At 55.4% G+C, this 15,083-nt stretch carries 18 protein-coding genes; 9 read left to right on the top strand and 9 right to left on the bottom strand.

Translation table 11 applies throughout. The features are described 5' to 3' along the window. Positions 1-9 precede the first annotated feature (9 nt). The 3 genes from epmA to ACR6JA_RS07645 all read right to left on the bottom strand — a co-directional run bounded on the left by epmA (position 10) and on the right by ACR6JA_RS07645 (position 2,898). Entirely contained in the window at positions 10-987 is a 978-nt protein-coding gene (epmA, locus tag ACR6JA_RS07655) for an elongation factor P--(R)-beta-lysine ligase (RefSeq protein ID WP_213714782.1), read from the bottom strand. A gap of 104 nt (positions 988-1,091) precedes the next feature. Then, positions 1,092-2,138, bottom strand: a complete 1,047-nt coding sequence (locus tag ACR6JA_RS07650) for a bifunctional transcriptional activator/DNA repair enzyme AdaA (protein ID WP_213714784.1) — start codon at positions 2,136-2,138, stop codon at positions 1,092-1,094. After that, positions 2,125-2,898 (bottom strand): isocitrate lyase/PEP mutase family protein, encoded by a 774-nt coding sequence (locus tag ACR6JA_RS07645; protein ID WP_213714786.1) that lies wholly within the window; start codon positions 2,896-2,898, stop codon positions 2,125-2,127. The genes ACR6JA_RS07650 and ACR6JA_RS07645 overlap by 14 nt, the downstream gene beginning before the upstream one ends. A gap of 332 nt (positions 2,899-3,230) precedes the next feature. On the opposite strand from ACR6JA_RS07645, the gene frdA reads away from it, so the two are divergent. Genes frdA through frdD form a run of 4 tightly spaced genes read left to right on the top strand, consistent with a single transcriptional unit; the run spans position 3,231 to position 6,527 of the window. Further along, positions 3,231-5,024 carry a fumarate reductase (quinol) flavoprotein subunit gene (gene frdA, locus ACR6JA_RS07640; protein WP_213714788.1) on the top strand — a complete coding sequence of 598 codons (1,794 nt, stop codon included), beginning with the start codon at positions 3,231-3,233 and terminating at the stop codon, positions 5,022-5,024. Then, a complete protein-coding gene (locus ACR6JA_RS07635; RefSeq protein WP_213714790.1) occupies positions 5,017-5,751 on the top strand; it encodes a succinate dehydrogenase/fumarate reductase iron-sulfur subunit in 735 nt (244 codons plus the stop codon). The genes frdA and ACR6JA_RS07635 overlap by 8 nt, the downstream gene beginning before the upstream one ends. Before the next feature lie 10 nt (positions 5,752-5,761). Next, positions 5,762-6,157, top strand: coding sequence for a fumarate reductase subunit FrdC (gene frdC / locus ACR6JA_RS07630; RefSeq protein ID WP_008453742.1), 396 nt, complete (start codon positions 5,762-5,764; stop codon positions 6,155-6,157). 10 nt (positions 6,158-6,167) lie between these two features. Further along, complete coding sequence (gene frdD / locus ACR6JA_RS07625; RefSeq protein ID WP_008453743.1) at positions 6,168-6,527, top strand: fumarate reductase subunit FrdD; 360 nt, start codon at positions 6,168-6,170, stop codon at positions 6,525-6,527. A 43-nt stretch (positions 6,528-6,570) separates the two neighbouring features. Here the strand turns inward: frdD and rclR are convergent, their stop codons facing one another. Further along, positions 6,571-7,428, bottom strand: coding sequence for a reactive chlorine-specific transcriptional regulator RclR (gene rclR, locus ACR6JA_RS07620; RefSeq protein ID WP_213714792.1), 858 nt, complete (start codon positions 7,426-7,428; stop codon positions 6,571-6,573). A 125-nt stretch (positions 7,429-7,553) separates the two neighbouring features. On the opposite strand from rclR, the gene rclA reads away from it, so the two are divergent. Continuing rightward, positions 7,554-8,879: a reactive chlorine resistance oxidoreductase RclA gene (gene rclA / locus ACR6JA_RS07615; RefSeq protein ID WP_213714794.1), complete on the top strand. Its 1,326-nt coding sequence runs from the start codon at positions 7,554-7,556 to the stop codon at positions 8,877-8,879. 26 nt (positions 8,880-8,905) lie between these two features. Here rclA and ampR read toward each other — a convergent pair whose 3' ends face one another. Continuing rightward, complete coding sequence (gene ampR / locus ACR6JA_RS07610; protein ID WP_213714796.1) at positions 8,906-9,784, bottom strand: LysR family transcriptional regulator AmpR; 879 nt, start codon at positions 9,782-9,784, stop codon at positions 8,906-8,908. A 128-nt stretch (positions 9,785-9,912) separates the two neighbouring features. Between ampR and ampC the strand changes: the two genes are divergently transcribed. Both ampC and blc read left to right on the top strand, forming a co-directional pair. Beyond that, a complete protein-coding gene (ampC, locus tag ACR6JA_RS07605; protein ID WP_213714952.1) occupies positions 9,913-11,064 on the top strand; it encodes a CMY2/MIR/ACT/EC family class C beta-lactamase in 1,152 nt (383 codons plus the stop codon). 108 nt (positions 11,065-11,172) lie between these two features. Continuing rightward, positions 11,173-11,706, top strand: a complete 534-nt coding sequence (gene blc / locus ACR6JA_RS07600; protein WP_494493826.1) for an outer membrane lipoprotein Blc — start codon at positions 11,173-11,175, stop codon at positions 11,704-11,706. Here blc and sugE read toward each other — a convergent pair. Further along, positions 11,703-12,020, bottom strand: coding sequence for a quaternary ammonium compound efflux SMR transporter SugE (gene sugE / locus ACR6JA_RS07595; protein WP_008453755.1), 318 nt, complete (start codon positions 12,018-12,020; stop codon positions 11,703-11,705). The genes blc and sugE overlap by 4 nt on opposite strands. A gap of 288 nt (positions 12,021-12,308) precedes the next feature. Here sugE and ACR6JA_RS07590 point away from each other — a divergent pair, with 288 nt between their 5' ends. Then, positions 12,309-12,917, top strand: coding sequence for a LuxR C-terminal-related transcriptional regulator (locus ACR6JA_RS07590; protein WP_008453758.1), 609 nt, complete (start codon positions 12,309-12,311; stop codon positions 12,915-12,917). 31 nt (positions 12,918-12,948) lie between these two features. Here ACR6JA_RS07590 and ecnB read toward each other — a convergent pair whose 3' ends face one another. The 3 genes from ecnB to efp all read right to left on the bottom strand — a co-directional run bounded on the left by ecnB (position 12,949) and on the right by efp (position 13,965). Then, entirely contained in the window at positions 12,949-13,095 is a 147-nt protein-coding gene (gene ecnB / locus ACR6JA_RS07585) for a lipoprotein toxin entericidin B (RefSeq protein WP_008453759.1), read from the bottom strand. Between the two features lie 104 nt (positions 13,096-13,199). After that, positions 13,200-13,334 carry an entericidin A/B family lipoprotein gene (locus tag ACR6JA_RS07580; RefSeq protein ID WP_039289517.1) on the bottom strand — a complete coding sequence of 45 codons (135 nt, stop codon included), beginning with the start codon at positions 13,332-13,334 and terminating at the stop codon, positions 13,200-13,202. 64 nt (positions 13,335-13,398) lie between these two features. Continuing rightward, positions 13,399-13,965 (bottom strand): elongation factor P, encoded by a 567-nt coding sequence (gene efp / locus ACR6JA_RS07575; RefSeq protein WP_008453764.1) that lies wholly within the window; start codon positions 13,963-13,965, stop codon positions 13,399-13,401. Between the two features lie 41 nt (positions 13,966-14,006). Between efp and epmB the strand changes: the two genes are divergently transcribed. Beyond that, entirely contained in the window at positions 14,007-15,035 is a 1,029-nt protein-coding gene (gene epmB / locus ACR6JA_RS07570) for an EF-P beta-lysylation protein EpmB (RefSeq protein ID WP_494493825.1), read from the top strand. The last annotated feature ends 48 nt before the right edge of the window (positions 15,036-15,083 follow it).

The following is a 15,083-nucleotide window of genomic DNA, read 5'->3' as shown; positions in this document are numbered from 1 at the left end:
TTTGGGGCATCAAGCCCGATCGACGGTAAAGGCTAAAACCTCGGAGAGGCTTTCCGCCCCCAGCGCCAGCATAATCAGGCGGTCAACGCCCAACGCTACGCCGGAGCTGTCCGGCATGCCCGCTTCCAGCGCCGCCAGCAGGTTCATGTCCACCGGCTGCTGCGGCAGGCCAAGCGCCGCGCGTTTGCGGTTATCCTGCTCGAAACGCTGCTGCTGTTCGCGGGCGTCGGTCAGTTCGTGGAAACCGTTCGCCAGCTCGATACCTTTGAAGTAAACCTCAAAGCGCTCCGCCACGCGGTGATCTTCGGTGCTGATCTGCGCCAGAGAGGCCTGGCTTGCCGGGAAGTGATACACGAAGGTCGGCTTGTCTTTACCAATCTGTGGCTCGACGCCCATCGCGAACAACAGCTGCAACAGCGTGTCCCGGTCTTCTTCTTTGTCGGCGATGTTGCTCAGGTCGAGCTTCGCCGCCGCTTCACGCAGCTGCGCTTTGTCTGCAGACAGTGGGTCGATATCCAGATGGCGCTGGAAGGCCTGCTGGTAAGACAAACTTTCTGCGGCACCGCATTCCAACACCTGCTGCAGGAGATCGTCCACCTCATTCATCAGGCGGTACATGTCGTAATGCGGGCGATACCACTCCAGCATGGTGAATTCCGGGTTGTGGTGGCGCCCCATCTCTTCATTACGGAAACTGCGACACAGCTGGAACACCGGGCCACAGCCCGCCGCCAGCAGGCGTTTCATGTGGTATTCCGGGCTGGTCATCAGGTACAAATTCATGCCCTGAGAGTGGCCTGGGCCGACGAAACGGGTTTCAAACGGCACCAGATGAATATCGGTTACCGTCGCCTGGCTCATGCAGGGTGTTTCCACCTCCAGAACGCCTCGGTCGGCGAAGAAGCGCCGAATCTCCGCCATAATGGCGGCGCGTTTTAACAAATTGGGGATGGATGCGCTCGGCTGCCAGGTGGCCGTTTCGCTCATGAGAAAGTCTCCGTATTTATGCAAGGCCGAGAAGTCTACCCGCATCACAGAAAGGAGACAAATTTTGTGCAGAGAATTTTGTTCTGAGCGTTTTATGGCCCGCGTTACGCAAACTTTTTCTCGTGCTCAAGCAGCCATTTTTTTCGTGCAATGCCACCACCGTATCCCGTCATAGTCCCGTTTTTACCGATGATTCTGTGGCACGGAATGACGATGGCAACCCGGTTCGCGCCGTTGGCTCCGGCCACCGCACGCACGGCATCTGGATTCTCCATTTTTATCGCCAGCGCCTGATAGTGGGACGTTTCGCCATAAGGCACGGTACCAAGCTGCTGCCAGACTTTTTGCTGAAACGCGCTGCCCGGCGTATGCAGGGCAAGGGTGAACTGCTGCCTTTTTCCAGCAAAGTATTCCCCGATCTCTTTTTCCGCCTGCCGCGTATGATCATTTTCCCCGGCGATGATACGGGCATTGAGCCGCGACTGCAGATCGTCAAATTCACGCTCCAGCGCGCGTCGGTCAACAAACTCCAGCAGGCAGACGCCCAGCTCGGTGGCGCACACAAACATCGGCCCGATGGGCGTGGTAAAACGGTGAATAACGATGATATCTGCCGCCCGACTGGGGGCATCGCCAGTGAGCTTTTTGCAGGTATAGCCAAACCCACTCAGCGAGTCGTAGCCGCTGCTAAACGCCGCATCCGTCGCACTTTTCCCACGCCTGAGCTCCTGCAACGCCACATTCACACGCAACATTCTCTGCCAGGCCTGAAAAGTCATCCCGTGGTGTTGCACAAACCAGCGCCGGAGACGTTCAGGGCTGATGTTGTGCTCACGCAGCTCACCATCGCTGACCCGGTTCTCACTGCTCGCCCTGAAAAGGGCTATGGCCTGCTCGACTATAGGCGGCGCAGAGAAGGCGTTTTCGGTGGGGCGGCAGATCTTGCAGGGACGAAAGCCCGCGTGAAGCGCGGATTTAAAGTCGTCATAAAACTCAACGTTACCCCGCTTAGGCTTACGGGCGCGGCAGTTTGAAATGCAGAACACGCCGGTGGTTTTCACGCCCACGAAAAAAACGCCGACATGCTCGGAAGAGCGCGCCACCAGTGCCTCGTACCAAGTATTGCACTGCTCGATATCAAGGATTTTCATCGGCAAAGATCTCGTCAAATGCGCCCTGTTGGCGAAGGCTAAACAACAGATGCTGTAACTTACGGTTCAGCGCGGCGTGCACGAAATTCCCCATTGAAATGCGTTTCACCCCCAGCGCCGCAAGTTGATCAAAATCGGGCAGACCCGGCATGCACATCACATTCAGCGGCAGATCAACTGCGCCGGCAATCGCCTGAATATCTTCAGCTAAGGTCACGCAGGGCACAAAGAAGCCGTCAGCCCCCGCCTGTTGATATAGCCTGCCGCGGGCGATCGTTTGATTCAGCACATCCTGCTCACCAAGCAAGAAGCCATCGGTTCTGGCATTGATAAAGAGCGGCGTTTTCGCGGCATCCAGCCCTGCTTTGATCGCGCTCAGGCGGGCAGCGAAGTGTGTTGCATCCAGTAAACGACGCGTTCCCTGTTCAACTTTGCTGTCTTCAAGGTTAATGCCGACAACGCCCAGCTGTGCCAGCTGAATGGCCTGACTCACAACCGTTTCGGTGTCTGCCCCATACCCGGCTTCCATATCGACGGAAAGCGGCAAGCTGACACGCTCACGTATGCGGGCCACCAGGGCAAGAAGTACAGAAAATGGCAGATCTTCGCCATCCGTGTAGCCCAACATATCGGCGATTGCCGCGCTTGAGGTGCCCAGTGCCTGATAACCCGCGTCCTGTGCCGCCTGAGCGCTACCGACATCCCAAACGTTAGCCAGCAGCAATGGCGTGCTCTGATAATGCATCTGACTGAAGCTCATTTTTATCCCCTGCTTTTATAGAATGGAAAAGATTCTGTGCTCCAGCCGGGGCGGCAACAACCGAAAAACAGACGACTATTTTTCGCCGCTTTTTGTTCGCATTACACCATTTAAACATTCATTTTTGTGACGCAATTCATTAACAGCGGTAATTAATCGACCTGTAGAACAGCAAAAAAATCGAACAAATCAAATTTCCCTAAAATCCCTCCGGTTATACTTTCCCTACCTAAAAAGGAGCAGGGATACACCTTTCGCAGCCACCGCCTTTCAGGCAGTGAATACCCTTTGGTCGTATAGCTTTGCGAATTACTAAAATCTGGAGGAATGTCGTGCAAACCTTTCAAGCCGATCTCGCCATTATAGGCGCTGGCGGAGCAGGCCTACGAGCAGCCATTGCGGCGGCCCAGGCTAATCCACAGGCAAAAATCGCTCTGATTTCCAAAGTCTACCCGATGCGCAGCCACACGGTTGCTGCCGAAGGGGGTTCCGCAGCCGTCGCACAGGATCACGACAGCTTCGACTACCATTTTCACGACACCGTTGCCGGAGGCGACTGGCTGTGTGAGCAGGATGTGGTTGACTACTTCGTTCACCATTGCCCTACCGAAATGACCCAGCTTGAGCAGTGGGGCTGCCCGTGGAGCCGTCGCCCGGACGGCAGCGTCAACGTCAGGCGCTTTGGCGGGATGAAGATCGAACGGACCTGGTTCGCCGCCGACAAAACCGGCTTCCATATGCTCCACACACTCTTCCAGACCTCCCTTCAGTTTCCGCAAATTCAACGTTTCGACGAACATTTCGTGCTCGATATTCTGGTCGATGACGGCCAGGCCCGCGGCGTCGTTGCTATGAATATGATGGAAGGCGAGCTGGTGCAGATCCGCGCCAATGCGGTGGTGATGGCCACCGGCGGTGCAGGGCGCGTCTATCGCTACAATACCAACGGCGGCATCGTCACCGGGGACGGCATGGGCATGGCGCTGAGCCACGGCGTGCCGCTGCGCGACATGGAGTTTGTGCAATACCATCCAACCGGGCTGCCGGGTTCCGGCATCCTGATGACCGAAGGTTGCCGCGGTGAAGGCGGCATTCTGGTGAACAAAAACGGCTATCGCTACCTGCAGGATTACGGCATGGGGCCGGAAACCCCGCTCGGCGAGCCGAAGAACAAATACATGGAACTCGGCCCGCGCGACAAAGTGTCTCAGGCCTTCTGGCACGAATGGCGCAAAGGCAACACGATCTCCACCCCACGCGGCGACGTGGTGTACCTCGACCTGCGCCACCTCGGCGAGAAAAAACTGCTCGAGCGCCTGCCGTTCATCTGCGAACTGGCCAAAGCCTACGTGGGCGTTGACCCGGTCAAAGAGCCGATCCCGGTTCGCCCAACGGCGCACTACACCATGGGCGGCATCGAGACCGATACCCAATGCGAAACCCGCATCAAAGGGCTGTTCGCAGTGGGCGAATGCTCCTCCGTTGGCCTGCACGGTGCCAACCGTCTGGGCTCTAACTCGCTGGCAGAACTGGTAGTCTTTGGCCGCCTGGCGGGCGAGCAGGCAGTGGAACGCGCCGCACGGGCGCAACCGGCTAACGATGCCGCGCTGAACGCCCAAGCCGCCGATGTTGAAGGCCGCCTGAAGCAGCTAGTCAACCAGGAAGGCAACGAAAACTGGTCAAAAATCCGCGACGAAATGGGGCTTTCTATGGAGGAAGGCTGCGGGATTTACCGTACCCCGGAGCTGATGCAGAAAACCGTCGACAAGCTGGCAGAGCTACAGGAGCGCTTCAAGCGCGTGCGCATCACCGATACTTCCAGCGTCTTTAATACCGACCTGCTGTACACCATTGAGCTGGGCCACGGCCTGAACGTTGCCGAATGTATGGCGCACTCCGCCCTCGCACGTAAAGAATCCCGCGGCGCCCACCAGCGTCTGGATGAAGGCTGCACCGAGCGAGATGACGTCAACTTCCTGAAGCACACTCTGGCCTTCCGCGACGCCGACGGCACAACTCGCCTCGACTACAGCGATGTGAAGATCACCACGCTGCCGCCAGCAAAACGCGTATACGGCGCTGAAGCGGAAGATGCTGAGAAGAAAAAGGAGAAGGCAAATGGCTGAGATGCAAACCCTGAAGATTGAGATTGTGCGCTACAACCCGGAAACGGACAGCCAGCCGCATAGCGCAATCTACGAGGTGCCGTTTGACGAGCAAACCTCGCTGCTGGACGGGCTGGGTTATATCAAAGATAACCTCGCACCGGACCTCAGCTACCGCTGGTCATGCCGCATGGCGATTTGCGGCTCCTGCGGCATGATGGTCAACAAAGTGCCGAAACTGGCCTGTAAAACGTTCCTGCGCGAATACACCAGCGGCATCAAGGTCGAAGCGCTGGCAAACTTCCCGATTGAGCGCGATTTGGTGGTCGACATGACCCACTTTATCGAAAGCCTGGAGTCGATTAAGCCTTATATCATCGGCAACCCGCGCACGCCGGATCAGGGGCCTAACACGCAGACGCCCGCGCAGATGGCGAAATACCATCAGTTCTCCGGCTGCATCAACTGTGGGCTGTGCTATGCCGCCTGCCCGCAGTTTGGCCTGAACCCTGAGTTTATCGGCCCGGCGGCGATTACCCTCGCCCATCGTTACAACCTGGACAGCCGTGACCACGGCAAGAAACAGCGTATGCCGCAGCTCAACGGGCAAAACGGCGTGTGGAGCTGCACCTTTGTTGGCTACTGCTCCGAAGTTTGTCCAAAACACGTCGATCCGGCCGCGGCCATCCAGCAGGGCAAAGTCGAAAGTTCGAAAGACTTTTTGATTGCCACCCTGAAACCACGCTAAGGAGTGCACCATGACCACGAAACGTAAGCCTTATGTCCGTCCCATGGCACCAACCTGGTGGCGGCAGCTGGGCTTCTACCGTTTTTATATGCTGCGTGAAGGCACCTCGGTTCCGACAGTCTGGTTCAGCATCGTGCTGATTTATGGCCTCTTCTCGCTGAAACACGGCGTAGAAGGCTGGGCAGGCTTTGTTGGTTTCCTGCAAAACCCGGTGGTTGTCATCCTCAATCTCATTACGCTTGCCGCCGCCGTGCTGCACACCAAAACCTGGTTTGAGCTGGCACCAAAGGCCGCTAACGTCATCGTTAAGGGCGAGAAAATGGGGCCGGAGCCGGTCATCAAGGGATTGTGGGTTGTCACTGCACTGGTGACTGTCGTTGTGCTGCTTGTAGCACTGTTCTGGTAAGGAGGCTGAGGTGATTAACCAAAATCCAAAACGTTCCGACGAGCCGGTATTCTGGGGCCTGTTTGGCGCAGGTGGCATGTGGGGGGCGATTTTCGCGCCGGTTATTGTGCTGCTGGTTGGTATTATGCTGCCGCTCGGCCTGTTCCCCGGCGATGCGCTGAGTTTTGACCGCGTTTATGCCTTCGCCCACAGCTGGATTGGCCGCCTGTTCCTGCTGCTGATGATTGTGCTGCCGCTGTGGTGTGGCCTGCACCGTATCCACCATGCGATGCATGACCTGAAGATCCACGTTCCGGCCGGAAAATGGGTGTTCTACGGCCTGGCCGCTATTCTGACGGTGGTGACCATTATTGGCCTGCTAACGCTCTAAGCACTCAGCACACACCAAGGCTCGCCATCGCGCGGGCCTTTTTTTATTCCATGGCCAACGCCCTCACCCGCTTTCTGTATTCCCCAGGCGAACAGCCAAACTCCCGCATAAAAGCCTTATGGAATGACGATTCGCTGGCGTAGCCCACGGCATCAGCGATAGTGATAATCGAACTTGCTTCACGCGAGAGTTGCTGTGCGGCAATTTGCAGCCTGATTCGGGTCAGCACTGCCAGCGGGGTGGTGCCGCTCACCTCGCGGAACAGCAATGCAAAACTGGCGCGAGACATATGCACTTGTTCAGCCAGCGAGGCGACGGTCCACGGCGTATGCGGTGCATTCAGCATGCTTTGGATTGCCACACCCAGTCGCGGATGCAGCAGCAGGTTCAACTGACTTTTATCCTGAATATTCACCCGTAGCCACTGCCGCAAGCCCAGGGCAATCATCGTGGCACATTGCTGGCTACATACCGCCGCCATACCAGGCTGTGGCACTTCCGCTTCCTGCTGCAGCAGCGCAACGGCCGCCAGCAGCCATGTATGTTCGGGGCTGTCTTGTTCGGGCGCCATCAGCAGGGCCTCCGGCAGCGCCGTCAAAAAATGACGGGAAGCCGAAGATAAATGCAGGCTCCCACAAACGATCCAGGTCTCTTCCTGCCCCTTCTGCCGCAGTCGGTGCGCAGAGTTTTGCGTCAGCACAACCACCTGCCCAGGCAGTAGCGTCAGCTTTTCGCCGGTAGGCAGCTCCAGCCATGCGGCACCTTGCGTAACGGTGTGCCAGCGAATGGTCGCCAGCGATCCCGCCGCATGGGGCAGGCTCCAGCCCGAGCTGAGCAGGCAATTTTTATCAATCGAACCCTGCGGGGTGCTGAACGCCATCAACTGGCTGAGAGGATCCATCGCTCACTCCAAAAAAATCAGACGATAAGACAGGATTTAAAGATACCTGAAGAAATCACATTGACGCCATGCATACACAATGATTGCCATTAACTTAACGGCTGGCTCACTGACGGAGAACCTCCATGCAGACCTATCAGGCAATCATTATTGGTTTTGGTAAAGCAGGTAAAACCCTGGCGGCAACCCTGGCAAAACAAAACTGGAAAGTCGCCATTATCGAGCAATCCGCCGAAATGTACGGCGGCACCTGTATTAACATTGGCTGTATCCCCACCAAAGCGCTGGTCCACGATGCAGAACAGCATCAGGACTTTACGACAGCCATCGCGCGTAAGTCTTCAATTGTCAGCTTCCTGCGCGACAAGAATTACCACTTGCTGGCCGACCTGAATAATGTGGACGTTATCAACGGCCACGCAGAGTTTATCGACCAGCATACTGTTCGCGTGATGCAGAACGGTGAAACTATTGAACTGCAGGGGGAGAAAATCTTTATCAACACCGGTGCGCAGTCCGTTCTGCCGCCGATTGACGGGCTGACGGCTACGCCAGGGGTATATGACAGCACCGGGCTGCTTAATCTGACCGCGCTCCCAACGCACCTCGGTATTTTGGGCGGCGGCTACATCGGGGTTGAGTTTGCCTCAATGTTTGCTGGTTTCGGCAGCAAGGTCACCATTTTCGAAGCCGCAGCCGATTTCTTGCCGCGTGAAGACCGCGATGTAGCCACAGCCATCGCCAACATACTTCAGCAGCAGGGCGTGGAGCTGATCCTAAACGCTAAAGTTCATCACGTTGAATCGCATGACAACAGGGTGCATTTGCAGACGAACGATAGTGTCTACACGGTTGACGCGCTGCTTGTTGCCTCAGGGCGAAAACCCGCTACGGATACCCTGAACCTGAAAAACGCCGGGATTGATGTCGATGCTCGTGGGGCCATCGTGGTGAATAAATACCTGCGTACCTCTGCAGACAACATCTGGGCAATGGGGGATGTAACCGGCGGGCTACAGTTTACCTATATCTCGCTCGATGACTTCCGTATCGTACGTGACAACCTGTTGGGCGAAGGTAAACGCCATACCGGGGACAGAAAAAATGTGCCTTATTCCGTGTTTATGACCCCCCCGCTGTCTCGCATTGGCATGACTGAAGAACAAGCCCAGGCCAGCGGTAAACCCATTCAGATCGTTACGCTTCCCGTGGCGGCAATTCCAAGGGCTCGAGTCATGGGCGACACACGCGGCGTGCTTAAAGCTATTGTGGATACCTCAACGCAGGAGATCCTCGGCGCATCGCTGCTCTGCCCTGACTCCCATGAGATCATTAACCTGATTAAAACCGTCATGGATGCCGGGCTGCCCTACACCACGCTACGCGACCAAATTTTCACGCACCCTACCATGAGCGAAGCGCTTAACGACCTGTTTGGGCTGGTAAAATAACCCGTCCAGGTTCTGGTAATCTGGCCCTACGCTTTCTCACACTCTCCGGCTAACCAGCCGGAGAAGTCACGCATGGCGGGCGTTTCCGTCCTGGACTGGAGCTTTGTCAGCCAGTAACTGCCGAGACTGATTTCAGCCTCAAACGGGCGAACAATCCGCTCGCTGTTCAGCAAGTGGGTAAACATATTCACCGGAGCAAGGGCAACACCCGCGCCAGCCTGTGCGGCTTCAAGCATAGTTACCGAAGAATCAAAAACCATTACCAGATGCGTTGGCGACGGTGGTGCCTCCCCCGCCGCCTGCAGCCATGCCGCCCATTCGTCACGCCGGTAGGAACGCAGGAGTGTATGATTCAGCACGTCCTCCGGGCGCTGGAGTTCAGCAGCCAGCGCAGGAGAACAAAGCGGTGACAGCGGGGCATCACACAGATAAATCGCGTCTGTTCCGTGCCAGGCTCCGCTACCAAATCGCACCGTATAGTCCAACCCCTCCGCCGCCGGATCCACCCGGTTGTTGTGCGTCGAAAGCTGAAGATCGATATGCGGATAGCGACGCCGAAACGCCTCAAGGCGCGGCAGCAGAAAGCCTGTTGCAAAAGTGCCCACCACACCTAGCTTAAGTTTTTCTCTCGCCTGCGTGCCGGAAAACCGATCCAGTACCCCGGCAATGCGGTCAAAGGAATCGTTTAGCACAGGTAACAGATTTTCACCTTCCGTGGTCAACATCAATCCACGAGAAACGCGCACAAACAGCTGGCAACGCAGATGTTCTTCCAGGGCTTTCACCTGCTGGCTGATGGCAGAATGAGTGACATTCAGCTCTATGGCGGCATGGGTAAAGCTAAGATGCCTGGCTGCGGCTTCAAAAGCGCGCAGGGAGTTTAGCGGGATATAGCTGCGGGTCATGACATTACCTGTTAGAAAATCTTAAACCTAATGCCAAATTTAATCGTTTGTCATCGGGTGTCAAATCCAACAAACTTGCCTCGTCTAACGGGCCCGGACTGCTATCATCTCTCTAAGGAAGGTTATCCATCATGAAAAAAACCCTTTGCCTGACGCTGCTGCTTGCCGCCTCATGCTCCAGCTTTGCCGCACAAAAAGAACTGACTGCACCGCAGATTGAAAAGCTGGTGAACCGCACCGTTGCCCCGCTAATGAAAGAGCAGGCGATCCCCGGCATGGCGGTGGCCGTTATCTACAAAGGCTACCCGCTGTATTTCACCTGGGGAAAAGCCGATGTGCAGCGCAACGTACCGGTAACGCAGCAAACGTTATTTGAACTGGGCTCGGTCAGTAAAACCTTTACCGGCGTGCTGGGCGGAGATGCTTTGGCTCGCGGCGAAGTTAGCCTTAGCGACCCGGCGCAGAAATACTGGCCTGAGCTGAACGGCAAGCAGTGGAAAGGGATCACCCTGCTGCAGCTTGCCACCTATACCGCCGGTGGCCTGCCGCTGCAGGTGCCGGACGAGGTGACCAACAGCGATGACCTGCTGAAGTTTTACCAGAACTGGCAGCCGAAGTGGGCCCCTGGCACGCAGCGCCTCTACGCCAACGCGAGTATTGGACTATTCGGAGCCTTGATGGTGAAACCGTCAGGCATGAGCTTTGAACAGGCGATGTTAAAACGCGTCTTTGAGCCACTGAATCTTCAACACACCTGGATTAACGTGCCGGCAACGGAAGACAGCCACTACGCCTGGGGCTACCGGGACGGCAAAGCCGTGCGCGTCTCGCCGGGCATGCTGGATGCAGAAGCCTACGGCGTGAAATCCAGCATCGAAGATATGGCCCATTGGGTGCAGGCGAACATGGCCCCCGATCGTCTGGGAGACAAAACGTTAGCTCAGGGTATGCAGCTCGCGCAGTCACGTTACTGGCGCGTGGGTAGCATGTATCAGGGGCTTGGCTGGGAAATGCTGAACTGGCCGGTGAAGGGGAAAACGATTATTGATGGCAGTGACAACAAGGTCGCCCTTGCGCCGCACCCGGCAACGCTGATTGAGCCTCCAGCACCTGCGGTGAAAGCCTCATGGGTACATAAAACCGGGTCGACAGGTGGCTTTGGTAGCTACGTGGCCTTTATCCCAGAAAAACAGCTGGGTATCGTGATGCTGGCCAACAAAAGCTACCCGAACACCGAGCGAGTAAAAGCCGCTTACGCCATTCTTGAAGCACTGCAATAAAAATGACCACGGCCTGTTGAACACAGGCCGTATTATTTCCGGCTTCGCTCACACTTTATTTCCTGCCGCCATCTACACTTAGCTAAAAAACCTCGGAAGGAATCTGCTATGCGCATTTGGCCCGCTGTCACCGCGCTTGCGGTCGCATTATTCGTTGTCTCCTGTAGCTCACCAACTCCTCCCCCCAGCGTCACGGTCGTGCAAAACTTCGAGGCAAAACGTTTTATCGGCACCTGGTATGAAATTGCGCGAATGGACCACAGCTTTGAAAGCGGCCTGAATCAGGTCACGGCCACCTACAGTTTTATGGATGACGGCGGCCTGCGCGTGATAAACCGGGGATTCAACCCGGACAGGCAGATGTGGCAGCAGGCAGAAGGGAAGGCTTATTTCACCGGAGACCCGAGCGTCGCTGCGCTGAAAGTCTCCTTTTTTGGCCCATTTTACGGCGGCTATAACGTGATTGCGCTGGATAAAGACTATCGCCATGCGCTGGTATGCGGGCCGGACCTCAGCTATCTGTGGATCCTGTCCCGCACACCAACCATCAGCAACGACCTCAAGCAACAGCTATTGGCTATCGCCGCTCGCCAGGGCTTTGCAGTGGATAAATTGATTTGGGTGAAACAACCAGGCAGTTAATGTGTGGAAAGTTTCAAGCCAATGATCCCGACCACAATCAGAGCCAGGCTAGCCAGACGCATCGGGTTAGCCGACTCTCCCAGCAGCAGAATTCCGGTAATCGCCGCGCCGACGGCACCGATCCCGGTCCACACCGCGTAGGCCGTGCCGGTGGGCAGGGTTTTCATCGCCCAGGCGAGCAAAGCCATGCTGACAACCATCGCGACGATGGTGATAACGCTAGGCCACAGGCGGCTAAAGCCGTGGGTATATTTCAGTCCTACCGCCCAAACAACTTCCAGTAATCCGGCAATTAACAGTACGATCCAGGCCATAACAGCTCCAGTAGAAATGGGGCCGTCCCCGGTGTGAGATGCGCTTGCGGGTCGTCCCGTAAGGCTTAGGTGAGAAGTTGATTTTAGCACCCAAACGGCTGCCTGAAAATCCGTATCCAAATGCTACGCAATGAAATAATCGTTTCACTCGCCGGGCCTTGCTAAGCCTGGAATTGACAGCGAATTCGCGCGTATTTCCGTGATTCATTTTGGCAAATTTATTCATATGATAAAACGTGGTTTGCCAGCCTGCAAACGCCGCAGTAATGATTAACGTGAAGCGTGAAAATGTATAAAATATTATTGGTTGATAGGTGTTACTTCAGCCGTCAGGGACTGACGCACTTGCTCAATCAGAAAAATAATCTGGCTACGGCAGTGAGTATTTCAGAGACAGACAGTTTACTTCTCGCCCGGGAAAAAATTATTAAATGGCAGCCGAATATGGTGATCGCCGACTTCAACAGTTTCTCAACCGCATTGCATAATATCCAACAGCTTTCGACTATTTATTCTGCCTGTGGCGATACGACGCGCCTGCTGCTGCTGCAAAGCGGGCAACACCCCACCATTGCTGAGTACTGCGCGGCGCAAGGCACTAACGATATTTGGGATAAGTCAGTATCATTGTCGGCATTAACGGCATTGATTCAGCAGACTATTGCGACCCGCCCGCCATTCCGTGAAGTGAAACGACATATTACGCCATTACTGACCTTACGCGAAGAGAGAATATTAAAACTCTGGAAGGAAGAGGCGAATAACGAATATATTGCCAGAGTGATGGAAATAAGCGTAAAAACGGTTTACACCTATAAGCGAAACATTCGATTAAAGCTGGGAGCCGACAATAGATTATCGCTTTTTTTAAATATTCCGGAGGCTGTTTTAGAATAACGGTACGGCACTAGCACCGTACCGAACAGTATTATTCCTGCGCTTTTGTTGCCGCACCAGAAATAGCCTTACCGCCGCTTTGTATATCCTCGCCCACGCCTCGGGTGGTGTTACAGGCGGTCAACAAGGATGAAAGAACGACGAGAGAGAAAAACGCAGCAATGGTTTTCTTAATCATGAGCTTTTCCTTATAACTATGTTGTTTGTGTATAGCTTGTTAAGCATAGCTAAAAAAATGAACAACGAAGGAAAAGCGAGGCGATTTCGGATAACTGGCAGGGACTATTTATTGGCTACGCGCTCAATGGCGCCGCCGAGATGTTGCAAGTCTTCGCCAAACCCACGCGTGGTATTACAACCCGACAGCGCAGCGGCCAGCAGCGAGATAAAAAGAATCTGTTTCAACAAACGGTTCATCTTCCCTGCCCTGACAAAGCGGCGGCGCGAGCCTCAGGCACCGCGCCGCGAACCTTCACGAGAATTACTTCACGCGAGAAACGTATTCACCAGAACGGGTGTCAACTTTGATGACTTCGCCGATCTGGACGAACAGCGGAACTTTAACCACAGCGCCGGTGCTCAGGGTTGCTGGCTTGCCGCCGGTCCCTGCAGTGTCACCTTTCAGACCTGGATCGGTTTCAACGATTTCCAGCTCAACAAAGTTCGGTGGGGTAACGGAGATTGGCTGACCGTTCCACAGGGTCACGATGCACTCAGCCTGGTCCAGCAGCCATTTAGCGTTTTCGCCAACGGCTTTTTCGTCTGCAGCCAGCTGCTCGAAGGTTTGGTTGTTCATGAAGTGATAGAACTCACCGTCGTTGTACAGGTAAGTCAGGTTCATATCGACAACGTCAGCGCCTTCTGCAGAGTCAGTAGACTTGAAGGTTTTCTCAACGCGGGTACCGGTCAGCAGACGACGCAGCTTAACGCGCGCGAATGCCTGGCCCTTGCCCGGTTTTACGAATTCGCTGGCTTCAACCGCGTACGGTTCGCCATCCATCATGATTTTAAGACCGGCACGGAAATCGTTGCTAGAATAAGTCGCCATAAGGCCCTCTGAATTTGTTAACTGGTAGCTTAGCCAAAAAAATGGCACACATTGTAACCCTAAATCCCCCTCACAGAGAAGATTGGTTAACGCAACTTGCCGATGTTATAACCGATCCTGATGAACTGCTGCACATTTTAAATGTAGCTGACGATGAAGAACTGCTTGCCGGGCGTGAAGCAAGGCGTCTTTTTGCCCTGCGCGTCCCTCGCGCTTTCGTCGCGCGCATGGAAAAAGGTAACCCCAACGACCCGTTACTGCGTCAGGTTTTGACGGCAAAACAGGAGTTCGTTGCCGCGCCCGGTTTCACCACCGATCCGCTGGAAGAGCAACACAGCGTTGTCCCAGGGCTGCTGCATAAGTACCGCAACCGCGCCTTGCTGCTGGTGAAAGGTGGCTGCGCCGTAAACTGCCGCTACTGTTTCCGCCGCCACTTCCCGTATGCCGACAACCAGGGCAACAAACGCAACTGGCAAACGGCGCTGGCGTATATCAGCGAACATCCTGAGCTGGATGAAATTATTTTCTCCGGCGGCGACCCGCTGATGGCCAAAGATCATGAACTGGACTGGCTGATGAGCGAGCTGGAGGCCATTCCTCATATCAAACGCCTGCGCATTCACAGCCGCTTGCCGATTGTCATCCCGGCGCGTATTACCGAAGTGCTGGCGGCAAGAATCGCCCGCTCATCGCTTCAGGTGCTGCTGGTTAATCATATTAACCACGCCCAGGAAATTGGCGACGATTTCCGCTCGGCGATGGCAAAGCTACGCCTGGCGGGCGTCACGCTGCTGAATCAAAGCGTGTTGCTGCGCGGCGTGAACGACAACGCACAAACCCTGGCCGACCTTAGTAATGCGTTGTTTAATGCGGGCGTGATGCCGTATTACCTGCACGTGCTCGACAGAGTGCAAGGTGCGGCGCACTTTATGGTAGAAGACGAAGAGGCCCGGGCGATTATGCGTGAGCTGCTGACGCTGGTTTCTGGCTATATGGTGCCGAAGCTGGCGAGAGAAATAGGCGGAGAGCCAAGTAAGACGCCGCTGGATTTGCAGCTACGGCAAAAGTGAGAGCTTAACGCCCTCACCCTAACCCTCTCCCCCAGGAGAGGGAACCGC

This window comes from Cedecea sp. B1(4), from assembly GCF_059414925.1.
Note: the sequence above shows the minus strand (reverse complement) of the source record. Positions and strands in the feature narration are given on the sequence as shown.

What these genes read in the sequence shown, in the direction of transcription:
- rclR (WP_213714792.1), bottom strand. Translation starts at nt 7,428, where the DNA reads ATGGATCCTCTCAGCCAGTTGATGGCGTTCAGCACCCCGCAGGGTTCG.
- ampR (WP_213714796.1), bottom strand. Translation starts at nt 9,784, where the DNA reads ATGACCCGCAGCTATATCCCGCTAAACTCCCTGCGCGCTTTTGAAGCC.
- sugE (WP_008453755.1), bottom strand. Translation starts at nt 12,020, where the DNA reads ATGGCCTGGATCGTACTGTTAATTGCCGGATTACTGGAAGTTGTTTGG.
- frdC (WP_008453742.1), top strand. Translation starts at nt 5,762, where the DNA reads ATGACCACGAAACGTAAGCCTTATGTCCGTCCCATGGCACCAACCTGG.
- ACR6JA_RS07635 (WP_213714790.1), top strand. Translation starts at nt 5,017, where the DNA reads ATGGCTGAGATGCAAACCCTGAAGATTGAGATTGTGCGCTACAACCCG.
- epmB (WP_494493825.1), top strand. Translation starts at nt 14,007, where the DNA reads ATGGCACACATTGTAACCCTAAATCCCCCTCACAGAGAAGATTGGTTA.
- rclA (WP_213714794.1), top strand. Translation starts at nt 7,554, where the DNA reads ATGCAGACCTATCAGGCAATCATTATTGGTTTTGGTAAAGCAGGTAAA.
- blc (WP_494493826.1), top strand. Translation starts at nt 11,173, where the DNA reads ATGCGCATTTGGCCCGCTGTCACCGCGCTTGCGGTCGCATTATTCGTT.
- ACR6JA_RS07645 (WP_213714786.1), bottom strand. Translation starts at nt 2,898, where the DNA reads ATGAGCTTCAGTCAGATGCATTATCAGAGCACGCCATTGCTGCTGGCT.
- ecnB (WP_008453759.1), bottom strand. Translation starts at nt 13,095, where the DNA reads ATGATTAAGAAAACCATTGCTGCGTTTTTCTCTCTCGTCGTTCTTTCA.
- epmA (WP_213714782.1), bottom strand. Translation starts at nt 987, where the DNA reads ATGAGCGAAACGGCCACCTGGCAGCCGAGCGCATCCATCCCCAATTTG.
- ACR6JA_RS07580 (WP_039289517.1), bottom strand. Translation starts at nt 13,334, where the DNA reads ATGAACCGTTTGTTGAAACAGATTCTTTTTATCTCGCTGCTGGCCGCT.
- efp (WP_008453764.1), bottom strand. Translation starts at nt 13,965, where the DNA reads ATGGCGACTTATTCTAGCAACGATTTCCGTGCCGGTCTTAAAATCATG.
- ACR6JA_RS07650 (WP_213714784.1), bottom strand. Translation starts at nt 2,138, where the DNA reads ATGAAAATCCTTGATATCGAGCAGTGCAATACTTGGTACGAGGCACTG.
- ACR6JA_RS07590 (WP_008453758.1), top strand. Translation starts at nt 12,309, where the DNA reads ATGTATAAAATATTATTGGTTGATAGGTGTTACTTCAGCCGTCAGGGA.